At 62.1% G+C, this 18903-nt stretch carries 18 protein-coding genes and 1 tRNA gene; 11 read left to right on the top strand and 8 right to left on the bottom strand.

Annotated elements, in window-relative coordinates:
• The first annotated feature begins 19 nt into the window (after positions 1 to 19).
• Positions 20 to 358: a ferredoxin FdxA gene (fdxA, locus tag C8N32_RS09295; protein ID WP_107892717.1), complete on the top strand. Its 339-nt coding sequence runs from the start codon at positions 20 to 22 to the stop codon at positions 356 to 358.
• 282 nt (positions 359 to 640) lie between these two features.
• Positions 641 to 1150, top strand: a complete 510-nt coding sequence (locus tag C8N32_RS09290) for a CarD family transcriptional regulator (protein WP_107892716.1) — start codon at positions 641 to 643, stop codon at positions 1148 to 1150.
• A 51-nt stretch (positions 1151 to 1201) separates the two neighbouring features.
• Here the strand turns inward: C8N32_RS09290 and C8N32_RS09285 are convergent, their stop codons facing one another.
• On the bottom strand, positions 1202 to 3079 hold the full coding sequence (locus tag C8N32_RS09285) for a cation:proton antiporter domain-containing protein (protein ID WP_107892715.1): 1878 nt from the start codon (positions 3077 to 3079) through the stop codon (positions 1202 to 1204).
• 107 nt (positions 3080 to 3186) lie between these two features.
• Positions 3187 to 3861: an SIMPL domain-containing protein gene (locus tag C8N32_RS09280; RefSeq protein ID WP_107892714.1), complete on the bottom strand. Its 675-nt coding sequence runs from the start codon at positions 3859 to 3861 to the stop codon at positions 3187 to 3189.
• A 104-nt stretch (positions 3862 to 3965) separates the two neighbouring features.
• Here C8N32_RS09280 and C8N32_RS09275 point away from each other — a divergent pair, with 104 nt between their 5' ends.
• A complete protein-coding gene (locus C8N32_RS09275) occupies positions 3966 to 5756 on the top strand; it encodes a hypothetical protein (protein WP_107892713.1) in 1791 nt (596 codons plus the stop codon).
• A gap of 34 nt (positions 5757 to 5790) precedes the next feature.
• Here C8N32_RS09275 and C8N32_RS09270 read toward each other — a convergent pair whose 3' ends face one another.
• The 3 genes from C8N32_RS09270 to C8N32_RS09260 all read right to left on the bottom strand — a co-directional run bounded on the left by C8N32_RS09270 (position 5791) and on the right by C8N32_RS09260 (position 8933).
• On the bottom strand, positions 5791 to 7083 hold the full coding sequence (locus C8N32_RS09270) for an O-acetylhomoserine aminocarboxypropyltransferase/cysteine synthase family protein (protein ID WP_107892712.1): 1293 nt from the start codon (positions 7081 to 7083) through the stop codon (positions 5791 to 5793).
• Between the two features lie 147 nt (positions 7084 to 7230).
• Positions 7231 to 8229 (bottom strand): hypothetical protein, encoded by a 999-nt coding sequence (locus tag C8N32_RS09265; protein WP_107892711.1) that lies wholly within the window; start codon positions 8227 to 8229, stop codon positions 7231 to 7233.
• Positions 8230 to 8849: 620 nt separating this feature from the next.
• Positions 8850 to 8933: transfer RNA gene (locus tag C8N32_RS09260), tRNA-Tyr, on the bottom strand.
• Positions 8934 to 9044: 111 nt separating this feature from the next.
• On the opposite strand from C8N32_RS09260, the gene rlmB reads away from it, so the two are divergent.
• Both rlmB and C8N32_RS09250 read left to right on the top strand, forming a co-directional pair.
• Entirely contained in the window at positions 9045 to 9824 is a 780-nt protein-coding gene (gene rlmB / locus C8N32_RS09255) for a 23S rRNA (guanosine(2251)-2'-O)-methyltransferase RlmB (protein ID WP_107892808.1), read from the top strand.
• 8 nt (positions 9825 to 9832) lie between these two features.
• The gene (locus C8N32_RS09250) at positions 9833 to 10120 is read left to right on the top strand and encodes a hypothetical protein (protein WP_107892710.1); all 288 of its coding nucleotides are present in this window, start codon (positions 9833 to 9835) and stop codon (positions 10118 to 10120) included.
• A 146-nt stretch (positions 10121 to 10266) separates the two neighbouring features.
• Here C8N32_RS09250 and C8N32_RS09245 read toward each other — a convergent pair whose 3' ends face one another.
• The 3 genes from C8N32_RS09245 to hisA are packed head-to-tail and all read right to left on the bottom strand — an operon-like array spanning position 10267 to position 12062.
• Positions 10267 to 10578 (bottom strand): phosphoribosyl-ATP diphosphatase, encoded by a 312-nt coding sequence (locus tag C8N32_RS09245; RefSeq protein WP_107892709.1) that lies wholly within the window; start codon positions 10576 to 10578, stop codon positions 10267 to 10269.
• 1 nt (position 10579) lies between these two features.
• Positions 10580 to 11338, bottom strand: a complete 759-nt coding sequence (gene hisF / locus C8N32_RS09240; RefSeq protein WP_107892708.1) for an imidazole glycerol phosphate synthase subunit HisF — start codon at positions 11336 to 11338, stop codon at positions 10580 to 10582.
• A 4-nt stretch (positions 11339 to 11342) separates the two neighbouring features.
• Positions 11343 to 12062, bottom strand: coding sequence for a 1-(5-phosphoribosyl)-5-[(5-phosphoribosylamino)methylideneamino]imidazole-4-carboxamide isomerase (gene hisA, locus C8N32_RS09235; protein WP_107892707.1), 720 nt, complete (start codon positions 12060 to 12062; stop codon positions 11343 to 11345).
• A gap of 122 nt (positions 12063 to 12184) precedes the next feature.
• Between hisA and C8N32_RS09230 the strand changes: the two genes are divergently transcribed.
• The 6 genes from C8N32_RS09230 (at position 12185) to C8N32_RS09205 (ending at position 18277) form a co-directional block, all read left to right on the top strand.
• Positions 12185 to 12580: a DUF2147 domain-containing protein gene (locus tag C8N32_RS09230; RefSeq protein ID WP_107892706.1), complete on the top strand. Its 396-nt coding sequence runs from the start codon at positions 12185 to 12187 to the stop codon at positions 12578 to 12580.
• A 122-nt stretch (positions 12581 to 12702) separates the two neighbouring features.
• Entirely contained in the window at positions 12703 to 14295 is a 1593-nt protein-coding gene (locus tag C8N32_RS09225) for an ABC transporter substrate-binding protein (RefSeq protein ID WP_107892705.1), read from the top strand.
• A gap of 78 nt (positions 14296 to 14373) precedes the next feature.
• Complete coding sequence (locus C8N32_RS09220; protein ID WP_107892704.1) at positions 14374 to 15381, top strand: ABC transporter permease subunit; 1008 nt, start codon at positions 14374 to 14376, stop codon at positions 15379 to 15381.
• A gap of 5 nt (positions 15382 to 15386) precedes the next feature.
• Positions 15387 to 16295: an ABC transporter permease subunit gene (locus tag C8N32_RS09215; protein ID WP_107892703.1), complete on the top strand. Its 909-nt coding sequence runs from the start codon at positions 15387 to 15389 to the stop codon at positions 16293 to 16295.
• Positions 16296 to 16298: 3 nt separating this feature from the next.
• The gene (locus C8N32_RS09210; RefSeq protein WP_107892702.1) at positions 16299 to 17288 is read left to right on the top strand and encodes an ABC transporter ATP-binding protein; all 990 of its coding nucleotides are present in this window, start codon (positions 16299 to 16301) and stop codon (positions 17286 to 17288) included.
• The gene (locus C8N32_RS09205) at positions 17285 to 18277 is read left to right on the top strand and encodes an ABC transporter ATP-binding protein (protein ID WP_107892701.1); all 993 of its coding nucleotides are present in this window, start codon (positions 17285 to 17287) and stop codon (positions 18275 to 18277) included. The genes C8N32_RS09210 and C8N32_RS09205 overlap by 4 nt, the downstream gene beginning before the upstream one ends.
• The last annotated feature ends 626 nt before the right edge of the window (positions 18278 to 18903 follow it).

Raw genomic sequence — 18903 nt, 5'->3', positions numbered from 1 at the left:
GAGAAGAGAGAGTCTGCACATGACCTATGTCGTCACCGACAACTGTATTGCCTGCAAATACACCGACTGCGTCGAGGTCTGCCCGGTCGATTGCTTCTATGAGGGCGAGAACATGCTGGTCATTCACCCCGATGAGTGTATCGACTGCGGCGTGTGCGAACCCGAATGCCCCGCAGATGCCATCCGCCCCGATACGGAGCCGGATATGGATGCCTGGGTGGAGTTCAACCGCAAATATGCCGAGATCTGGCCGGTTATCGTGACCCGCAAGGATCCGTTGCCCGAAGCGCAGGATCGTGACGGAGAAACCGGAAAACGGGACAAGTATTTTTCCGAGGCGCCGGGCGAGGGTGGCTGAACCTGATTCGCCTTGCCGTGACGTTCCGCGGGAGCGGCGCGGATCGTTTTTCCCAAAGCGGTCAATATGTTGAGCGCGCTTTCGTGCAGGGGTTCTTCCACTTCGGGAAAAAATCTGTTATATTTTCTTCGTATATGGCCGACCCATACCGATGCCACGCGCAGATTACGTACCTGCGTTGTGGTTTTTTCGCGCCAGAATCTTCTGTGTTCGCCGGAGGTGCCCCTTTCCGGACGCGGGGAGTGTCGCAGAATTCTGAAGGGTCTTTGCGAGGAAGACTAGATGACCAAAATCAAGAAAGCCGAGTTTCGCCCGGATGATTACGTTGTGTATCCCGCCCATGGTGTTGGCAAGATCGTTTCGATAGAGGAACAGGAGATCGCCGGTATCCCTCTGGAACTTTTCGTGATCTCTTTCGAGAAAGACAAGATGACCCTGCGTGTCCCGACCAACAAGGCGACGGAAGTGGGCATGCGGTCCTTGTCTTCGCCGGATGTCGTTTCGAAAGCGATGGAGACGCTCAAGGGGAAGGCCAAGGTCAAACGCGCAATGTGGTCGCGCAGGGCGCAGGAATATGAGCAGAAGATCAACTCCGGCGACTTGATTTCGATTGCCGAGGTCGTGCGCGACCTGCATCGCACCGACGATCAGCGTGAGCAAAGCTACTCCGAGCGCCAGCTTTATGAGGCGGCGCTGGAGCGGCTGACCCGGGAAGTCGCTGCCGTCAGCGGCGTGGACGAGGCCGGTGCGCAGAAGCAGGTCGGCGAGGTTCTGATTTCCCGCGCGGCCTGACCTTTCTTCCCCGTGATCCGAAGGCCGCGGCGACGCACGCCGCGGTCTTTTTTATCCCGGATCTCTATTGGCCGAGGATTCATCCCCGCTTTGGTGTTGTTCCGAGCGGCTGCTGACGAGCGCGGTTTCAAGTTCGGTGTTCAGTTCCTGCGCCCGCCGGACATAGGCATCGTTCTTTTCCAGTGGCAGGTCCGGGTTCCACAGATCGGCCAGCTCGCGCAGTGTCTTGCGATCATGGTGATAATAGGCGGTTTCGGTCTCGTTCGCTTCGAACTCGCTCAGCCCCATGTTTTCCAGAACGTAGCGGGCGGCGCGCAGGCTGCTGTCAAACATTTCACGGACAATGTCGTTGGCCCCCGCGCGATACAGTTCATAGACGTGAACCCGGTCATGGGCGCGCGCCACGATGTGCAGGTCCGGGCGCTCGCGCCGGGCATAGGTCACGAGATGGGTCGTGGCCTCCTTGCTGCCCAAAGCGGCGACCAGCACCTTCGCGCTGCCAAGACCCGCCGCGTGCAGAAGTTCGGGGCGGGTGGGGTCGCCGAAGAATGCCTTGAACCCGAATTTCCGCATCAGTTCGATGGTGGCAAGATCGTGGTCGAGGACCGTGGCACGAAAGCCTGCAACTTGCAGCATCCGGTTTACGACCTGCCCGAAGCGTCCGATCCCGGCAATGATGATCGCGTTCTGTTCGTCGATCATGTCGGGTTCGCGGGTCTCGCCGCTGCCGCTGACGATTCGTTTCGAAAGCACTTCGTAGAGGATGAAAAGCAGTGGCGTGATCAGCATCGAGAGCGCGATGACCAGCAAAAGCTGTTGTGACAGGGTACTGTCCATCACACCCTGCTGGGAACCGAAGCTGACAAGGACGAATCCGAATTCTCCCGCCTGGGCCAGGCCCAGGGTGAACAGCCATCGGTCCCGCCCGCGCAGGCGGAAGACGGTGCCCAGAACGAACAGCAAAATTCCCTTGATGACGATCAGTGCCAGCGTCAGCCCCATAAGCCGTACCGGGTCGGACAGGAAGACGCCGAAGTTGATGCCGGCGCCGACGGTGATGAAGAACAGGCCTAACAGCATGCCTTTGAACGGCTGGATATCGCTTTCCAATTCATGCCGAAATTCGGAGTTGGCCAGAACCACCCCTGCCAGGAATGTGCCAAGTGCGGGCGACAGGCCCACCATGATCATCACGATGGCGATCCCGACCACGATCAGCAGCGCGACGGCGGTATACATTTCGCGCAGTCGCGTGGCGTGAATGAAGCGAAACAGTGGCCGGGTCAGGTAGTGTCCCGCTGCCACGACCGATGCCACGGCCGTCAGCGTGACCAGCGTCACGCCGACGGCGGGCAGCCCGTCCACCAGCGAGGTCAATCCCGACTCATGGGTATCCCCTGTGTGGAAAGCCCCCCCAGAGACCGCCAAAAGCGGCAGGATTGCCAGCATCGGGATAACGGCAATATCCTGCGTCAGAAGCACGGAAAAGGTCGCCCGCCCGCCGCCGGTGTGCATCAGCCCCTTTTCGGAAAGGGTTTGAAGAACGATGGCGGTCGAAGACAGCGCCAGCGTCATGCCCACGGCCAGTGCGGTCAGGGGCGGCAGGTCCAGCAGCACGCCCCCGCCCATCACCGCGCCGGTGGTCAGGACGATCTGCAACCCTCCCAGCCCCAGCAACCGATGGCGCATGTCCCACAATGCGCGGGGTTCCAGTTCCAGCCCGATGAGAAACAGCATCATCACGACACCGAACTCGGCGAAATGCTGAAGGTCGGCCATCTCGTTGCCGACCAGCCCCAGCATCGGGCCGATCACGATACCGGCCACCAGATATCCCAGCACCGACCCCAGGCCCAGCCGTGCGGCAAGCGGTACGGCGATTACTGCCGCACCAAGGTAGATCGTGGCCTGTAGCAGGAAACTCTCCATCGAGTCCTCTCGGATCTGTGGGCCGGGCGGGCCTGGTTGCCTTTGAGACTAGAAAGACCTGAAGCTCTCTCCAATGCGACATGCAGGGAAACCTGCAAAGGGTCCCGTCACATGTCCGGTTGTAGCGCATAGACAAGGGTGACCTCCGCCGACAGGCTGATTTCGCCCGGAGCGATGGGGATCGAAGACCCGCGGGCTGCATCCATCATGACCGGACGGGGAAGAGCGTGGCGGGTTTCGGTGATCGAAATCAGCGGGCCGAGGCGCTGGCCCGCGGCCTCGGCGAGGACTTCCGCCTTGTGACGCGCCTTGACCACCGCGTTGCGTCGGGCCGTATCCAGAAGCGGGGCAGGATCGGCGATGTCGAATTGCACCCCGTCCAGTCGGTTTGCCCCCGAATCTATCAGCGTATCGAGCAATGCCCCCAGCCGGGGCAGGTCCCGCACGCTCAGGATCAGGGTGGTGCCTGCCTCGAATCCTGTCTGGCGGGGGGGCGTTTCACGATGATCCCAGGCCGGGCCCAAGGTCAGGGAGCCGGTCTGTACATCCGCAGAGTCCACGCCCGCCCCGGTGAGCTGCGCAATGATCGCCTCCGCGTCGGCAGAGACCTTCGCCATCGCATCGGCGGCGTTCCCGGCACGATGGATGGTGCCCAATGTCACCCGCGCGATGTCGGGCGCGGTTTCCACCGAGGCACTGGCAGAGACCGTCAGCCGGGCATTTTCAGCCCATGCCATTGGGGAAATCAGAAAAAACAGAACAAAAAGGGAGACAAGTCGCATGACGGACCTCGGTTCCAAGGGTGCTTTCGGCAAAAAACTGCTGTAGTTTGCAGCCTAGAGGCTTCGCCCCGGCGGAGCCAGCATCTTTGCAGTAGACTGGGGTCATGCGGTCTGATCTTGCCTTGGTATTCACGCCGGAGGATGTCGCCGTCTGGCATTGGCAGGCGGAGGAGTGGGCGTGCCTGGGGCGAATCCCGGTCGACGATCCCACCACCTCGGAGCGGATGCGCGAATTTCTTGCGCAGGTGCAAAGCCCTGGCTTGACGCGCCTGGTTTTACCCGAGGAATGTCTGTTCCGCGAAACCCTGCCGCCCGTATCTGGCAGCCTGCCCGCACAGAAAGAAGCCGTCCTGAGCGCGCTGGATGGGCGTCTCCCGGTTCCGGTGGAAGATGTCGTAACGGATCACCGTGGCACGGGTGAGGGAACGGCGGTGGTGGCCGTTTGTAAAAAGGATCTGGAAAAGGCGGAAAACTTTGCCCGCCAGCATGGGGTCTTGCCCGCGTGCTTTGTCGGGGCTTCGGATCGTGCCGGGTTTCCCGGTACGCCGTGGTTCGGGCTTTGCGCGGTGGGGCGCCCGCTTTTTCCCGAAAGCGATCGCCCTGTCCCGTCCCACCTGCCCCCTTCGCAAACGGACTTGGCCGGGGCGGCGGAGGCGGCTATGCCAAAGCAGGCTTCGGAGCACAGGCAGGGTGAGGAACGGATGCAGCGGAAACGTTCATTGCCGGAAACGTTTTCCACAGGGATCACCCGTGTCAGGCAGCTTTGGCGCAGTGACAAGGTGCAGGATCTCGAGGAGGAGATCGACCTGACCGGAGCCGGGATACTGGTGCTTGCCTTGCTGCTGTTCGGGCTTGTCGTGGCGCTGATCGGGCATGGATCCCAAGAGGATTCGGAACCTCCCGCACAGGAACAGGCGCAGGACGACAGGGGCGCGGTCGAGTCCGGGGAACCCGCCCCCCGCGCCTTGGCGGGGGCCGACACTCCGGACCTGCCTGGCTTTTTCCCCGTCGTGAAGGCAAGCGTGGAATTGTCTGTGCCCGTGGATCAGATCCGGTCTGCGTCGCCGGCGCAGGATGATCTGATTCCGGTGCTGCCCATCGCAGACCTGCGTGCGGCCCGGAGACCGGGAATTGCCGCAGAAGCGGTGGCTGCTTCCTCTTGGCCGCAGCATGCCGCGTCAGGGCTGCGCCCGGCGCCGCAGGTCGTGGCAATCGCGCAGTCTGATGGCGGTTTCCGTCGTCCGCGGGCCCGCCCCGTCCGTCCGGGCGAAGCCCTGAAAGAGGCCGCTGAAAGGGGGGCGGATGCACCCGCGCCGGACAGCCCTGCTCTGACCCCAAAGCCGCGCCCGGAGCGTGATGATCTTGCCGACAGGAGCGGAGATGCGCAGGTGTCTCCCCCGTCCGATGCGGTCCCCGTTCAGGTGGCGGGTCCGGCCGGCCTGAGGCCCCGCCCGCGCCCGGTGCAAAGCCGTACCGGAGCGATCCCGGATATGGTCCCCGGCGCAGCAGCTGCCGAGGCTGTCGAAACATTGCCGTCTGTGTCGGTGCCGGCCTTGTCCGCGTCGCTACGCCCGCGGGCGCGGCCAGAACGCCTTCCGCTCAAGGCCGCTCCGGCGGTTCCGCGGGCGGTGGCCGTTGTGCCCGCAGTGCCTACGAACAAATCTGTTTCACAGGAAGCAACCGATGCAAACCGCATCAACTTGCGGCAACTGAACCTGATCGGGGTGTATGGACCGGCGGCAAACCGGCGGGCGCTGCTGCGTCTGCCCAACGGGCGCTACAAGAAAGTGGGTGTTGGCGACCGGGTAGACGGGGGCCGGGTCGCGGCGATTTCCTCGTCAGAGATCCAATACGTCAAGGGCGGGCGCACTGTTCGTCTGCGCATCCCGAACTGAACCGCCGCCGGGGATGACCCGGCGGCGGCATGGATCAGGCCGACGCCGCGGTCAGCGCCTGTTCGAGATCCGCGATCAGATCGTTGGGATCCTCTGTCCCGATCGAAACCCGTACCACGTTCGGAGCGGCCCCGGCGGCCTCTTGCTGATCCGGGCTCAGCTGTCGATGGGTGGTGGAGGCGGAGTGTATCACCAGGGAGCGTGTATCGCCGAGATTTGCGACATGGCTGAAAAGCTTCACCGCGTCGACGAATTTCACGCAGGCGTCATAGCCGCCTTTCAGCGCAAAGGTGAACAGGCTGCCCGCGCCTTTGGGGCAGATGCGTGACATGCGCTCCCGGTAGGGAGAGTTTTCGAGCCCCGCATAGGTGACCTTGTCCACCGCCGGGTGGGTTTCGAGCCACTTGGCGACCTTGGTGGCGTTCTCGACATGGCGGGACATGCGCAGGCTGAGCGTTTCGATCCCCATCAATGTGTAGTGAGCCGCCTGGGGGTTCAGCGTCATGCCAAGGTCGCGCAGGCCGATGGCGATGCCATGGAAAGTAAATGCCATCGGCCCGAAGGTCTTGTGAAAGCTCAGCCCGTGATAGGCCGGCTCGGGTTGTGAGAGGGCGGGGAACTTGTCACTGGCGGACCAGTCGAATTTGCCCGAATCCACGATGACGCCCCCCATTACCGTCCCGTTGCCGGTGAGGTATTTGGTCATCGAATGGACAACCAGTGTCGCGCCATGTTCGATCGGGCGGCAGAGGTAGGGCGTGGCCGAGGTATTGTCCACGATCAGGGGCAGTCCGGCGTCGTTGGCGATGGCGGCAATGGCATCCAGATCGGTGATGTAACCGCCCGGGTTGGCAACCGATTCGCAGAAGATCGCGCGTGTGTCATCGTCGATGGCTGCCTTGATTGCATCGGGGTCGTCGAAATCGATGAATTTCGCCGACCAGCCGAAGCGTTTGATCGTTTGGCTGAACTGGGTAATCGTGCCCCCATAAAGCCGGGTCGAGGCGACGATGTTGCGCCCCGGTCCCATCAGCGGGAAAAGCGCCATAATCTGTGCCGCATGCCCGGAGGAACAGCAGACTGCCCCGGCCCCCCCTTCCAGCGCCGCCATGCGTTCCTGAAGCACGGCAACCGTCGGATTGGTCAGGCGGGAATAGATGTAGCCTACCTCCTGGAGGTTGAAGAGCGCCGCGGCATGATCCGCATCGCGGAACACGTAGGCCGTGGTCTGGTAAATGGGTGTCTGGCGTGCACCCGTGGCCGGGTCTGGTGCGGCACCGGCGTGGATTTGCAGGGTATCGAACCCGAAGGCGGGGTTGTCACTCATCTCAAGAACTCCCTTTCTCTCGATTTATGGTTAGGGCAAGGGCTGGCGCTTCTCAACAAGGGGCGTACGGGAAAGGAAAGCGGCGGCGCCGGTGACGCCAAAGCGGGGCTTTGTTTCGCCGCGGGCGAGTGGAGCGGAAAACCGTCCCTACCGCATCCACAGCTTGTGGCGCTTGAGTTGATTGCGGATCATCTGCTCACGCCGGGGCAGGTTGTTGCGGTCGAACAGGGCCCGCGCCTTCTGGCCTTTGCCCTGATAGATGAACCGCTTGAAGGGCTCGTAGGATTTGATGACCTTCTTGACCTTGTTGGGGGCGGTGATGTTCATCAGAACGTCGACGGCAAGATCGCTCTCGCGTGCGAAAAACAGCGGCATGGTGCGCCAGTGGCAGGTGATGTTCCCGTCCAGCCCGCCCAGCTCCGGCCCCGGACGCCCACCGCCCAGTCCATGGATAACCAGTGGCAGCGCGATCTGATCCAGCCACGGGTAAAGTTGCTGGCACACCAGCGGTGCGGGAGGATTGTCACGAATCTGGGTTGCGTATTGACGAAAGCGGGCCCCGAATGCGTGGGGGCATTTGTAAAAGAACCATCCGGCGTTGAAATACAGATATTTCTGCCAGTATTCATCGGGTTGATTCGGGTCGAGCGAACTTTGGTAATCCAGCCCGAACTTGTCGTAGAGCGATTTCCAGGTTTCGCCATAACCGGGGCCGTATAGCTCCAGTTCCGGCCATGTCCCCTCCCGCTTCATGGAGGCCGCGGGGCGCGCGAAATCGAAGGGCACGGAACTTAACGGGCCGGTAACCAGCGTATCGGTGTCGAAAAACACGAACGGCTCGCCTTTGGGCAAGGCCTCCAGGGCCTCGATCTTGTTGCCGTTTGGATAGTCCTTCCCGAAATCACGGGATTCGAAAGGTATGATCTCGGCTCCGAACGCGTTTTCCAGCAGATCGCGCGCCGCCCTGTCGTTGATCTGCGGGATGCGGTCCCATTTCGGACCGGGCTGCGGTTCGGCCACGAACAGCCGGCCGCTGAATTCCGGATCGCTGGCGCGCAACGATGCGGCGAACAGGACCGCTTCATATTGCAGGCGCCCGGATTGGGCCACAACGACAATATTGAATGGGTTTTTGGTTTTGGGCATGCTGAAATCACTTGCGCGGTTGGTCAAGGAGTACCGCCGTGAACCGTGGCGGGCAAGGCTGAACCCCTTTCATGGCCCATGATCTTTGTGGGGGAAATGGCGTGAGATCCTGTGTTTCCGGTCTGTCGGGCATGACCAAACTTTAAAGGCGGCGGTGCGGAGGAATTCGTACCTTTGATTCCAAACGGAAATCTCCGGCCTTCCCCGCAGTCATCTGTCACGAAGGGAAGCGCGGCTGGCGCAGGTGCTCATCACATGGGTTTTGGAGGATTTGCCTGAACACGGATCTCTCAGCCCTTGTGGATCACGATATGCGGTGCTCACAGCAATGGAGGCATGGGCCAAATAGCGGCCCCACCGCCCCGATATGCCAGGCCGCCCGGAAAACAATGTCTGCGAAAACGTCGTGGCCGGGTGTTGCCCGATGACTGGGGAGCTTCATCCTCGTCCCTCCTCTGCCAGGAATGTCCATGATTCCCGATCGGGAAAAGATCAGATTTTCACCAAGATTGCGAACCCACGTCGCTATATGCGAAAACATGACGTCCAAATCCCGCCCCCGTTCCAAGCGCGGGAATTTCACGAAAAAGGTCAATGAAATCAATATGCATTTGGAGAGTTGGTGGGCGACCCTGGAATCGAACCAGGCATGGGTCTCCCCGGCGGAGTTACAGTCCGCTGCCGCACCTTGCAGCACGTCGCCCTAAGTGGGGCGGTGAATACTGGTCCATGCCAGGGGCGTCAACAGGAAAATCCCTTGCGGCTTTCGCGCCATGGGCGCATGGTCCGCCCCTGTCGAGGAAAGGGCGAAGATCATGAAAAAACCCGCCTGGGTGGTTGATAAGGAACGCGCCCGCCGGGCCGCCGCGGCGCAGACCGTATGGCTTTTCGGGCTGCATGCGGTCCGGGATGCGTTGCTCAACCCGGCGCGGGACAAGCTGCGGCTGGTGGTGACGAAAAATGCCGCCGACAAGCTGGCCGATGCGATTGCCGTGTCAGGGGTGAGGCCCGAAATCAGTGATCCGAGAAGGTTTGTCGCGCCGCTCGATTCGGGGTCGGTGCACCAGGGTGCGGCATTGGAGGTGAAGCCGCTGGACTGGGGCAGGGTACGCGATGTTTGCGCGCCGGGGGGGACGGAGGCACCCCGTGTTGTGCTGCTCGACCGGGTGAGCGACCCGCATAACGTTGGGGCGGTCCTGCGTTCGGCAGAGGTCTTCGGGGCGCGCGCGGTTATCGCGCCCGCCCGCTATTCCGCGCCGGAAACCGGGGCCCTGGCCAAGACCGCCTCGGGCGCACTGGAACGTCAGCCCTATCTGCGGGTGCAAAATCTCGCCAGCGCGATGACAGAGCTGCGCGAGATGGGTTATACGCTTTTGGGCCTTGCCGGGGAGGCCGATCTGCCTCTTGGTGTGGCGCTGGACGAATTGCGCGGCCAGCCCGTGGGGTTGGTGCTGGGGGCCGAGGGGCCGGGCCTGCGGGAACGGACCCGCGCGACCTGTGACAAGCTGGTGAAAATCCCTGCGATGGGGACATTCGGGTCGCTCAACGTCTCCAATGCGGCGGCGGTTGCCCTATATGCAAGTGTAACGACCTGAGGGGGACCATGCCGGACGGTGTCAAAATCGCGACCTGTTGCTACTGTGGCACCCGTGCGGCGTTGGTACTGCGCGGCGGGGACCGGCATGAACTGAGCTGTTCCGCCTGTGGGGCGCCGTTGCGCCAGATGAAGGTGTTGCCCAGGAAGACTGCCCCGGAGCCGAGACAGAAAACACTGGCTCGTGCGGATTTTGTCAGCCGAAAGGCAAGAAAAGTACGCAGGAAACCCAGGAAAGGCCGCCTGCGCTGGCTGATGGAAGAGGCTTTCGACGTGGTCGAGGATATTTTCGACTAGTTCGATCACAGCTATTTTACCGCTATTGGACAATGGCAAATGCAACCCCATGTAGAGGACGTAGGCATGGAAACCGGAACTTTCCCTGCCTGTCTTCACTGTCCCTCGTTCCGCGACTCACGCCCGGGCTTCGGTCCGGGCGTTTTTCATTTGCGCGCGGCCTTTTCCACGATGCCCGATGTCCCCTCGCGACGTTCCAGTTCTTTCAGGACATCGGCCAGGGTTACGTCGCGCGCGGCCAGCATCACCAGAAGATGGTAGAGTACATCCGCGGCTTCGCCGGTCAGGCGGTCGCGGTCGCCCCTGACGGCCTCTATGATAGCTTCCACGGCCTCTTCACCGAATTTTTCGGCACATTTTTCCGGCCCCTTTGAAAGCAGCCTTGCCGTCCATGAACTGTCCGGGTCGGCCGTCTTGCGGGTTTCGATGGTGGCGGCAAGCCGTTCGAGCGGGGTCATGTCACAGCCTCACGGGGATACCGGCCCTGGCCATGTGGGCCTTGGCCTGCGCGATGGTGAAATCGCCGAAATGAAAGATGGAGGCCGCCAGCACCGCGCTGGCGCCGCCCCGGGTGACGCCTTCGACAAGGTGATCCAGCGTGCCCACCCCCCCCGAGGCGATGACAGGCACCGTCACGGCGCCGGAGATCGCACGGGTCAGCGGCAGGTTGAAGCCCGCCCGGGTTCCGTCCCGGTCCATGCTGGTCAGCAGGATTTCGCCCGCGCCTTTTTCCACCACGGTGCGGGCGAAATCCACGGCGTCGATGCCGGTGGGTTTGCGCCCGCCGTGGGTAAAGATCTCCCACGTGCCGGGAGCTACGGTTTTCGCATCGATCGCGACCACGATGCACTGGCTGCCGAACTGGTCGGCGGCCCGGCGGACCACGTCCGGGTCCGCCACGGCGGCGGAGTTGAAGCTGACCTTGTCCGCGCCCGCCAGCAGCAGTGCGCGCACATCCGCGACCGTGCGCACCCCGCCGCCGACGGTCAGCGGCATGAAACACTGCTCTGCCGTGCGCTGGACGAGATCGTACATCGTGGCGCGGTTCTCATGGGTGGCATGGATGTCGAGGAAACACAGCTCATCCGCGCCGGCGGCATCATAGGCCTTGGCGGCTTCAACCGGGTCGCCGGCATCCACGAGGTTGACGAAATTCACACCTTTCACAACGCGCCCGTCGGCGACGTCGAGGCAAGGGATGACGCGGGTCTTCAGCATCACTTTACCCTTTCAGCGCCGTCAGCGCGGCGGCAAGGTCGATGGCGCCATCGTAAAGCGCACGTCCCGAGATCGCACCGGAAATCGCGCCGGTGTCACGCAGGGCCATCAGGTCTTCGAGGGAGGACACCCCCCCCGAGGCGATGACCGGGATGGAGATCGCCCGCGCCAGGGCCTGCGTTGCGGGGATGTTGGGGCCGGCCATCGCGCCGTCGCGGTCGATGTCCGTGTAGATGATCGCGGCGACGCCCGCATCTTCGAAGCTGCGGGCAAGATCGCTTGCCTGCACGTCGGTTTCCTCTGCCCAGCCCTTGGTGGCGACACGGCCTTTGCGCGCGTCGATGCCAACGGCGACCTGTCCGGGGAAGGCGCGGGCGGCATCGCGTACCAGTGCGGGGGTTTCCACGGCCACAGTGCCCAGAATGACCCGCGCCAGCCCTTTGGACAGCCACATCTCGATCGTGGCCATGTCGCGGATGCCACCTCCCAGTTGGGCGGGGACGGTTGTGGCGGAGAGTATCGCCTCTACGGCCGCGCCGTTCACCGGCTGGCCTGCGAAGGCGCCGTTGAGATCCACGAGATGCAGCCATTCGCACCCCGCCGCCTGGAAAGCCAGTGCCTGGGCGGCCGGATCGTCGCCGAAGACGGTGGCCTTGTCCATTTCGCCCCGCAACAGGCGAACGCACTGGCCGTCCTTCAGGTCGATGGCGGGGTAAAGGATCATCCGGACCTCCTTGTCTGCTCGAGGGTGTTATGCAGCTTTGGCGCGCGATTGCAACGCACCCAACGTCAGGCTTGCCGGAAGCAGGCGCTCGCGCCAGACTGAAAGAAAAGGGAGGATTGAAAATGCGGCACATAACGCTGGCCGCCGCGCTGGCTTTCGGGCTGGCGGGGATGGCACAGGCGGGCGATCCGGTTGAAGGCACCTGGCAGACCCGCCCTGACGATAACGGAAATTTTGGCCATGTGGAGATTCGCCCTTGCGGGGACAGGTTCTGCGGCACGCTTGTGCGGGCGTATGATTCCAAGGGGCAACGTATCCAGACCGGGAATGTCGGCAAGCGCATCGTCTGGGACATGGCCCCCATGAGCGACGGAACCTACGGTAAAGGCAAGGTCTGGGCGCCGGACCGCAACAAGACATACAATTCCAAGATGCAGCTTCGCGGCAATGTCTTGTCGGTATCCGGTTGCGTTTTCGGAATTTGCCGTGATGGGGGCAGCTGGCGCCGTGTTGAGTGATTTTGTCCGGTGCTGCGTGGTATGAGATTGGCCTTGCGTCCCCGGACAAACCGCGCCACCGTTCGTTGCAGTTGATGCCCGCCCTTGGGCCGGCATCCGCATGTGAAAATGGGAGAAACCACATGATCCGGTTGTTCAAAACCGCAGCGCTGGCCTCTGGTGCGGCGCTTCTCGCCAGTTCCGTGGCGGCGAGTACGCTCGTCTACTGTTCCGAAGGCTCGCCCGAAGGCTTCGACCCGGCCCTTTACACCTCCGGGACGAGCTTCGATGCCTCTTCGCGTAACGTCTACAACCGCCTGGTGGAGTTTGAGCGCGGCACCACCCAGACCATTCCCAGCCTCGCCGAAAGCTGGGATGTCTCCGAGGACGGGATGGAATACACCTTCCACCTGCGCCAGGGTGTGAAGTTTCAGAAGACCGATTTCTTCACCCCGACCCGCGACTTCAACGCCGAGGACGTGATCTTCAGCTTCGAACGTCAGCGCGACCCGGAGCATCCGTTCCACCTCGCCTCCGGCGGGACGTGGGAATATTTCAACGGCATGTCGATGCCCGATCTGGTCAAAAGCGTCGAGAAGATCGACGACTACACCGTGAAGTTCAGCCTGACCCGCCCCGAGGCACCCTTCATCGCGAACATCGCGATGGACTTCGCCTCGATCCTGTCGGCCGAATATGCCGCGCAACTGGAGGAGGCCGGGACGCTGGAGTTGCTGAACCAGCAACCCGTGGGCACCGGGCCGTTCACCTTCGTGGGGTACCAGAAGGACGCCGTGATCCGGTATCGTGCCAACGAAGATTACTGGCGCGGCAAGGCGGAAATCGACAATCTTGTTTTCGCGATCACCCCTGATGCCTCGGTCCGCTACCAGAAGCTGAAGGCGGGGGAGTGTCACGTGATGCCCTACCCGAACCCTGCCGACCTTGAGGCGATGAAATCCGACCCGGATGTCAACCTGATGAGCCAGGAAGGCCTGAACACCGGCTATCTGGCCTATAACACCCAGATGGCCCCGTTCGACGATGCCCGTGTGCGCAAGGCGCTGAACATGGCGATCAACAAGCAGGCGATCATCGATGTGGTGTTTCAGGGCGCGGGCAAGGCGGCCAAAAACCCGATCCCGCCGACGATCTGGTCTTACAACGATGCCGTCGAGGACGATCCCTATGACCCCGAAGCCGCGAAGGCGCTGCTGGAAGAGGCCGGGGTCAGCGGCCTCGAGATGAACGTTTGGGCGATGCCCGTTCAGCGGCCCTACAACCCCAATGCCCGCCGCATGGCCGAACTGATCCAGGAGGATTTTGCCAAGGTCGGGGTCAAGGCCAACATCGTCTCTTACGAGTGGGGGGAGTATCTCAGCCGCTCGAAGGAGATCGACCGCGATGGTGCGATCCTGTTGGGCTGGACCGGCGACAATGGCGATCCGGACAACTTCCTGGCCGTTCTGCTGGGCTGCGATGCCGTCGGAGGCTCCAATCGTGCCCAATGGTGCAACGAGACGTTCGATGCCCTGATCCAGAAGGCCAAGCTGACCTCCGACAAGGCAGAGCGCACAAAGCTTTACGAAGAGGCGCAGGTTGTCTTCAAGGATCAGGCGCCCTGGGCGACGATCGCGCATTCGGTCGTGTTCGAGCCGATCCGCAACGAGGTCGGGAACTACAAGATCGATCCGTTCGGCGGGCATATCTTCTATGGTGTCTCGCTTGAGAACTGAAAAAACTTGACCTGAGGGGGCGGGCGGTTCAATAACCGCCCGCCTTCCTATTCCCGAACCGCAAACGGCAGGGATCCCATGTTTTCCTTTTTGCTCCGCAGATTGCTGACTTTCGTCCCGACCTTTTTCGGGGTAACGATCGTCGCCTTCGCCTTCATCCGCCTGTTGCCCGGAGACCCGATCCTGCTTTTGGCCGGGGAACGCGGCGTCAGCCCGGAACGCTACAACGAACTTGCCGCCCAGTTCGGGTTCGACAGGCCGATGTGGGTACAGTATTTCGAATATATCGGAGGGATTTTTCAGGGCGACCTGGGAACCTCCTTCGTGACGAAGAAGCCGGTTCTGGATGAATTCTTCGCGCTTTTCCCCGCGACGCTCGAACTGGCCATCTGTGCGATCACCCTGGCCGTCGTCCTGGGGATCCCCGCCGGGGTCATCGCGGCGGTGAATCGCGGCAAGTTTTTCGACCAGGCCCTGATGAGCACCGCGCTGGTCGGGTATTCCATGCCCATCTTCTGGTGGGCCCTGTTGCTTATCATCGTGTTTTCCAGCGGGCTGGGGTGGACGCCGGTATCGGGCCGGATTTCGCTGTTGTATTTCTTCGACACCCCCACGGGGTTCATGCTGATCGACAGCCTTATGTCCGGGCAGAAGGGGGCCTTTGTCTCTGCCATCAGCCATCTGATCCTGCCGACCATCGTTCTGGCGACGATTCCGCTGGCGATCATTGCGCGGCAGACGCGCTCGGCCATGCTGGAGGTCCTTGGCGAGGATTACGTCCGTACCGCCCGCGCCAAAGGGTTGGCGCCGCTTGTCATCAACGGCGTGCATGCGCTGCGCAATGCGATGATTCCGGTGATTACCGTGATCGGCCTGTCCGTGGGGACGTTGCTGGCAGGGGCCATCCTGACGGAAACCATCTTTTCCTGGCCCGGAATCGGCAAGTGGATGGTCGATTCGATCTTCCGCCGCGATTACCAGGTGGTACAGGGCGGGTTGCTGATGATTGCAACCATCGTGATGGTCGTAAACCTGACGGTCGACGTGCTGTACGGCCTGATCAACCCGAAGATCCGCAAGGGGTGACTGCCATGAGCGACGCGACCTCCGACACCACCGCCTATAGGCCGCCCGCACCGCCGGGGCCGCTGCGCGATTTCTGGAACTCCTTCAGGGAAAATCGTGGCGCGGTGATCGGCCTTTTCGTTTTTGCGCTTTTCCTGTTCATTGCCATCTTTGCGCCGTTGCTGGCCCCTTATTCGCCCTCTGAACAGTTTCGCGAGCATCTCCTGCAACCGCCCGCGTGGTCCGAGGGGGGGAACTGGCGGTTTCCGCTCGGGACCGACCCGCTTGGGCGGGACATGCTTTCCCGTCTTCTGCACGGGGCGCGGTATTCGTTTTTCATCGGGGTTGTTGTTGTCGGGGTGGCTTCGTTTTTCGGGGTGACGATCGGCGTGATCGCCGGGTTCGCCCCGCGCTGGCTGGACACGCTTATCATGCGGGTGATGGATATCGTTTTGTCCTTTCCCAGCCTGCTGATGGCGCTGGTTCTGGTGGCGATCCTCGGACCGTCTCTGATTAATGCGATGATCGCGATTGCCATCGTTCTTCAGCCGCATTTCGTGCGGTTGACGCGCGCCGCGGTGATGTCGGAGCGCACGAAGGATTATGTCACTGCGGCGCGGGTGGCCGGGGCCGGGCGCCTTCGGATCATGTTTCGTACCGTTTTGCCCAACTGCCTTGCGCCGATCATCGTTCAGGCGGCACTGTCCTTTTCCACTGCGGTGCTTGACGCGGCGGCGCTGGGCTTTCTGGGAATGGGGGCGCAACCACCCACGCCCGAATGGGGGACGATGCTGGCCGAAGCGCGGGAGTTCATCCTGCGCGCCTGGTGGGTGGTGACCTTTCCGGGGCTGTGCATCCTGATCACCGTGTTGGCCATCAACCTGATGGGCGATGGCCTGCGTGATGCGCTTGATCCGAAACTGAAGCGGAGCTGAGCCATGTCTCTACTGGAAATCCGCAACCTTTCGGTTGAGTTCGCGACCGCAAGCGGGGCTTTCCGTGCCGTGGACGGGGTCGACGTGACTGTCGATCAGGGCGATCTGATGGCTATTGTGGGGGAGTCCGGCTCGGGGAAGTCCGTGTCGATGCTGGCGCTGATGGGGCTGCTGCCCTGGACGGCGACCATCACTGCCGACGTCATGACGTTCGACGGCAGGAATTTGCAAAAGATCAGTCCCAGGGCGCGCCGGCAGATCGTCGGACGCGACATCTCGATGATCTTTCAGGAACCGATGTCGAGCCTCAATCCGTGCTTTACCGTCGGGTTCCAGATCAAGGAGAGCTTGCGCCTTCATACTGATCTGACCCGCCGCCAGCGCCATGACCGTGCGGTCGAGTTGATGACGCTTGTGGGAATCCCGGCGCCTGAAAAGCGCCTTTCGGCCTTTCCCCACCAGCTTTCTGGCGGGATGAGCCAGCGCGCCATGATCGCCATGGCGCTGGCGTGCCGCCCCAAGCTGCTGATCGCGGACGAACCCACCACGGCGTTGGATGTGACTATCCAGGCCCAGATCCTCGAACTCTTGATCGAACTTCAGGAAACCACGGGGATGGCACTGATCCTGATCACCCATGACATGGGTGTGGTGGCGGAAACGGTGCAGCGGGTCTCGGTCCAGTATGCCGGTCAACGGGTGGAGGAGCAGCCCGTAACGGATCTTTTTGAAAATCCGCACCATCCCTATACCGCCGCGCTGCTGGCCGCATTGCCCGAACGTGCGACTGAGAGGCATCTGCCGACCATTCCCGGCGTCGTACCGGGGCAGTTCGACCGGCCGCAAGGGTGCCTGTTTTCACCCCGCTGTCGCTTTGCCGACGCCCGTTGCCGGGCTGAGGTGCCGGTTCGCGCCAATGCCGGGATGGGCTTTGCCCTGTGTCATTACCCACTGGACAAGGGGGTGCCGCAACCCCGAAAGGATACCGCATGACCGCGCCGATCCTGCAAGCCGAGGACCTGACCCGTCACTACGAGATCAAGGCCGGATTCGGAAAACACGCCGTTGTCCGGGCCCTCAACGGGGCCAGTTTCGAGCTGACACCGGGCCGTACCCTGGCCGTGGTGGGAGAGTCGGGTTGCGGCAAATCCACGCTCGCCCGGGTCGTGACCATGATCGAACCGCCCTCCGGGGGGGCCATGCGCATCGGGGGCAATCCTATCGGGGCCGAAGGTGCCAGCCGTGACCGCGCCTTGCGCGCAATGGTGCAGATCGTGTTCCAGGATCCCTATGGGTCGCTCAACCCGCGTCAGACGATCGGTCAGACGCTGATGGAGCCACTGAAGCTGAACCGCCCGGAGGTTTCGTCTGCCGAACGTGAGCAGCGCGCCCGTGATATGCTGGGCATGGTCGGCTTGCGCCCCGAGCATTTCGACCGCTATCCCCACATGTTTTCCGGGGGGCAGCGGCAGCGCGTGGCCGTGGCACGTGCGCTGATGCTGGACCCGAAGATTCTCGTTCTGGATGAGCCGGTCTCGGCGCTGGATCTGTCGATCCAGAGCCAGATTCTGAATCTTCTGGTCGACCTGCAGGAGAGGCTTGAGCTTGCTTACCTGTTCATCAGCCACGATCTGTCGGTGGTACGTCACTTCGCGGATGAGGTGATGGTCATGTATCTGGGCCGCCCGGTGGAGCAGGGGCCGAAAGAGGATGTCTTTACCAACCCGCGGCATCCCTATACGCGGGCGCTGCTTTCGGCCACACCGATGGCGGACCCGCGCCGCAAGCGCAATCGCATCAAGCTGGAGGGTGAACTGCCTTCGCCGATGTCCGTGCCGGAGGGCTGCCCGTTCAACCCGCGCTGCTGGAAAGCGACCGAGGCCTGCCGGAAGAATTTTCCCGATATCAGCGGAAATACCCATCGCTATGCCTGTTTTCATCCTGTCGAGCCGGGGGAAGACGGCCATCCGGGAGCCGGGTGAGCAGATCGGAATACCGCCTTCAACGCTTTTCAGAGTTTCGGCAGGTCTGCATATCTCCTGAAAGCGGTCCCGCAACCGGGAGGGGTTTCTCTTGCAATTTGGAAGATCGGCGATGGTTGGGAAACGAGGGAAACCCGCAGAGAGTGCGCCTGTGCGCTTTCGTTCCGGCCCCGGTACTCGCGTAAAACGACCTTTCTCTCAAAGGCCACGGAACGCCCCATCCCAGAGTTGAGGGCCGTCTACCCAAACCAGGGTGCTGTTGAAAGGCTCGCGGGAGCATTGAACCAGGCGTTTTCCGGCAGATCCGGGGCGGTTTGTGCCCCATGGAAAGCGATGGCAAGGAGGCGGGCTTTTCGGGCCGGCCGTGCCGTTGGGACAGTTTCGTTGTGACGAAAAGCCAGCCGAACCGGTCAGAGACAGAAAATTCCTTTGCGGGATTGATCGCCGCAATGCGCTGAAAAGCTGTGGTGAGGTCACAGCGGGGGGCAAAGCCTCCCGGAACCGGCAGCCCCGTTTTTGGGGCTGCCTTGTTTTTTTTTCAGATGAGTTTTCCCATGGCGACGGCGGTGTCTGCCATGCGGTTTGAGAAGCCCCACTCGTTGTCGTACCAGGTGAGGATGCGGACC

Source organism: Rhodovulum imhoffii (assembly GCF_003046545.1).
GTDB lineage: Bacteria > Pseudomonadota > Alphaproteobacteria > Rhodobacterales > Rhodobacteraceae > Rhodovulum > Rhodovulum imhoffii.
This window is presented reverse-complemented; position numbering and strand designations above follow the sequence as displayed.

Coding starts and splice junctions, on each gene's coding strand:
- C8N32_RS09270 (WP_107892712.1), bottom strand. CDS start 7,083: ATGAGTGACAACCCCGCCTTCGGGTTCGATACCCTGCAAATCCACGCC.
- C8N32_RS09285 (WP_107892715.1), bottom strand. CDS start 3,079: ATGGAGAGTTTCCTGCTACAGGCCACGATCTACCTTGGTGCGGCAGTA.
- hisF (WP_107892708.1), bottom strand. CDS start 11,338: ATGCTGAAGACCCGCGTCATCCCTTGCCTCGACGTCGCCGACGGGCGC.
- C8N32_RS09215 (WP_107892703.1), top strand. CDS start 15,387: ATGAGCGACGCGACCTCCGACACCACCGCCTATAGGCCGCCCGCACCG.
- rlmB (WP_107892808.1), top strand. CDS start 9,045: ATGAAAAAACCCGCCTGGGTGGTTGATAAGGAACGCGCCCGCCGGGCC.
- C8N32_RS09280 (WP_107892714.1), bottom strand. CDS start 3,861: ATGCGACTTGTCTCCCTTTTTGTTCTGTTTTTTCTGATTTCCCCAATG.
- C8N32_RS09210 (WP_107892702.1), top strand. CDS start 16,299: ATGTCTCTACTGGAAATCCGCAACCTTTCGGTTGAGTTCGCGACCGCA.
- C8N32_RS09250 (WP_107892710.1), top strand. CDS start 9,833: ATGCCGGACGGTGTCAAAATCGCGACCTGTTGCTACTGTGGCACCCGT.
- fdxA (WP_107892717.1), top strand. CDS start 20: ATGACCTATGTCGTCACCGACAACTGTATTGCCTGCAAATACACCGAC.
- C8N32_RS09265 (WP_107892711.1), bottom strand. CDS start 8,229: ATGCCCAAAACCAAAAACCCATTCAATATTGTCGTTGTGGCCCAATCC.
- hisA (WP_107892707.1), bottom strand. CDS start 12,062: ATGATCCTTTACCCCGCCATCGACCTGAAGGACGGCCAGTGCGTTCGC.
- C8N32_RS09225 (WP_107892705.1), top strand. CDS start 12,703: ATGATCCGGTTGTTCAAAACCGCAGCGCTGGCCTCTGGTGCGGCGCTT.
- C8N32_RS09230 (WP_107892706.1), top strand. CDS start 12,185: ATGCGGCACATAACGCTGGCCGCCGCGCTGGCTTTCGGGCTGGCGGGG.
- C8N32_RS09275 (WP_107892713.1), top strand. CDS start 3,966: ATGCGGTCTGATCTTGCCTTGGTATTCACGCCGGAGGATGTCGCCGTC.
- C8N32_RS09245 (WP_107892709.1), bottom strand. CDS start 10,578: ATGACCCCGCTCGAACGGCTTGCCGCCACCATCGAAACCCGCAAGACG.
- C8N32_RS09220 (WP_107892704.1), top strand. CDS start 14,374: ATGTTTTCCTTTTTGCTCCGCAGATTGCTGACTTTCGTCCCGACCTTT.
- C8N32_RS09205 (WP_107892701.1), top strand. CDS start 17,285: ATGACCGCGCCGATCCTGCAAGCCGAGGACCTGACCCGTCACTACGAG.
- C8N32_RS09290 (WP_107892716.1), top strand. CDS start 641: ATGACCAAAATCAAGAAAGCCGAGTTTCGCCCGGATGATTACGTTGTG.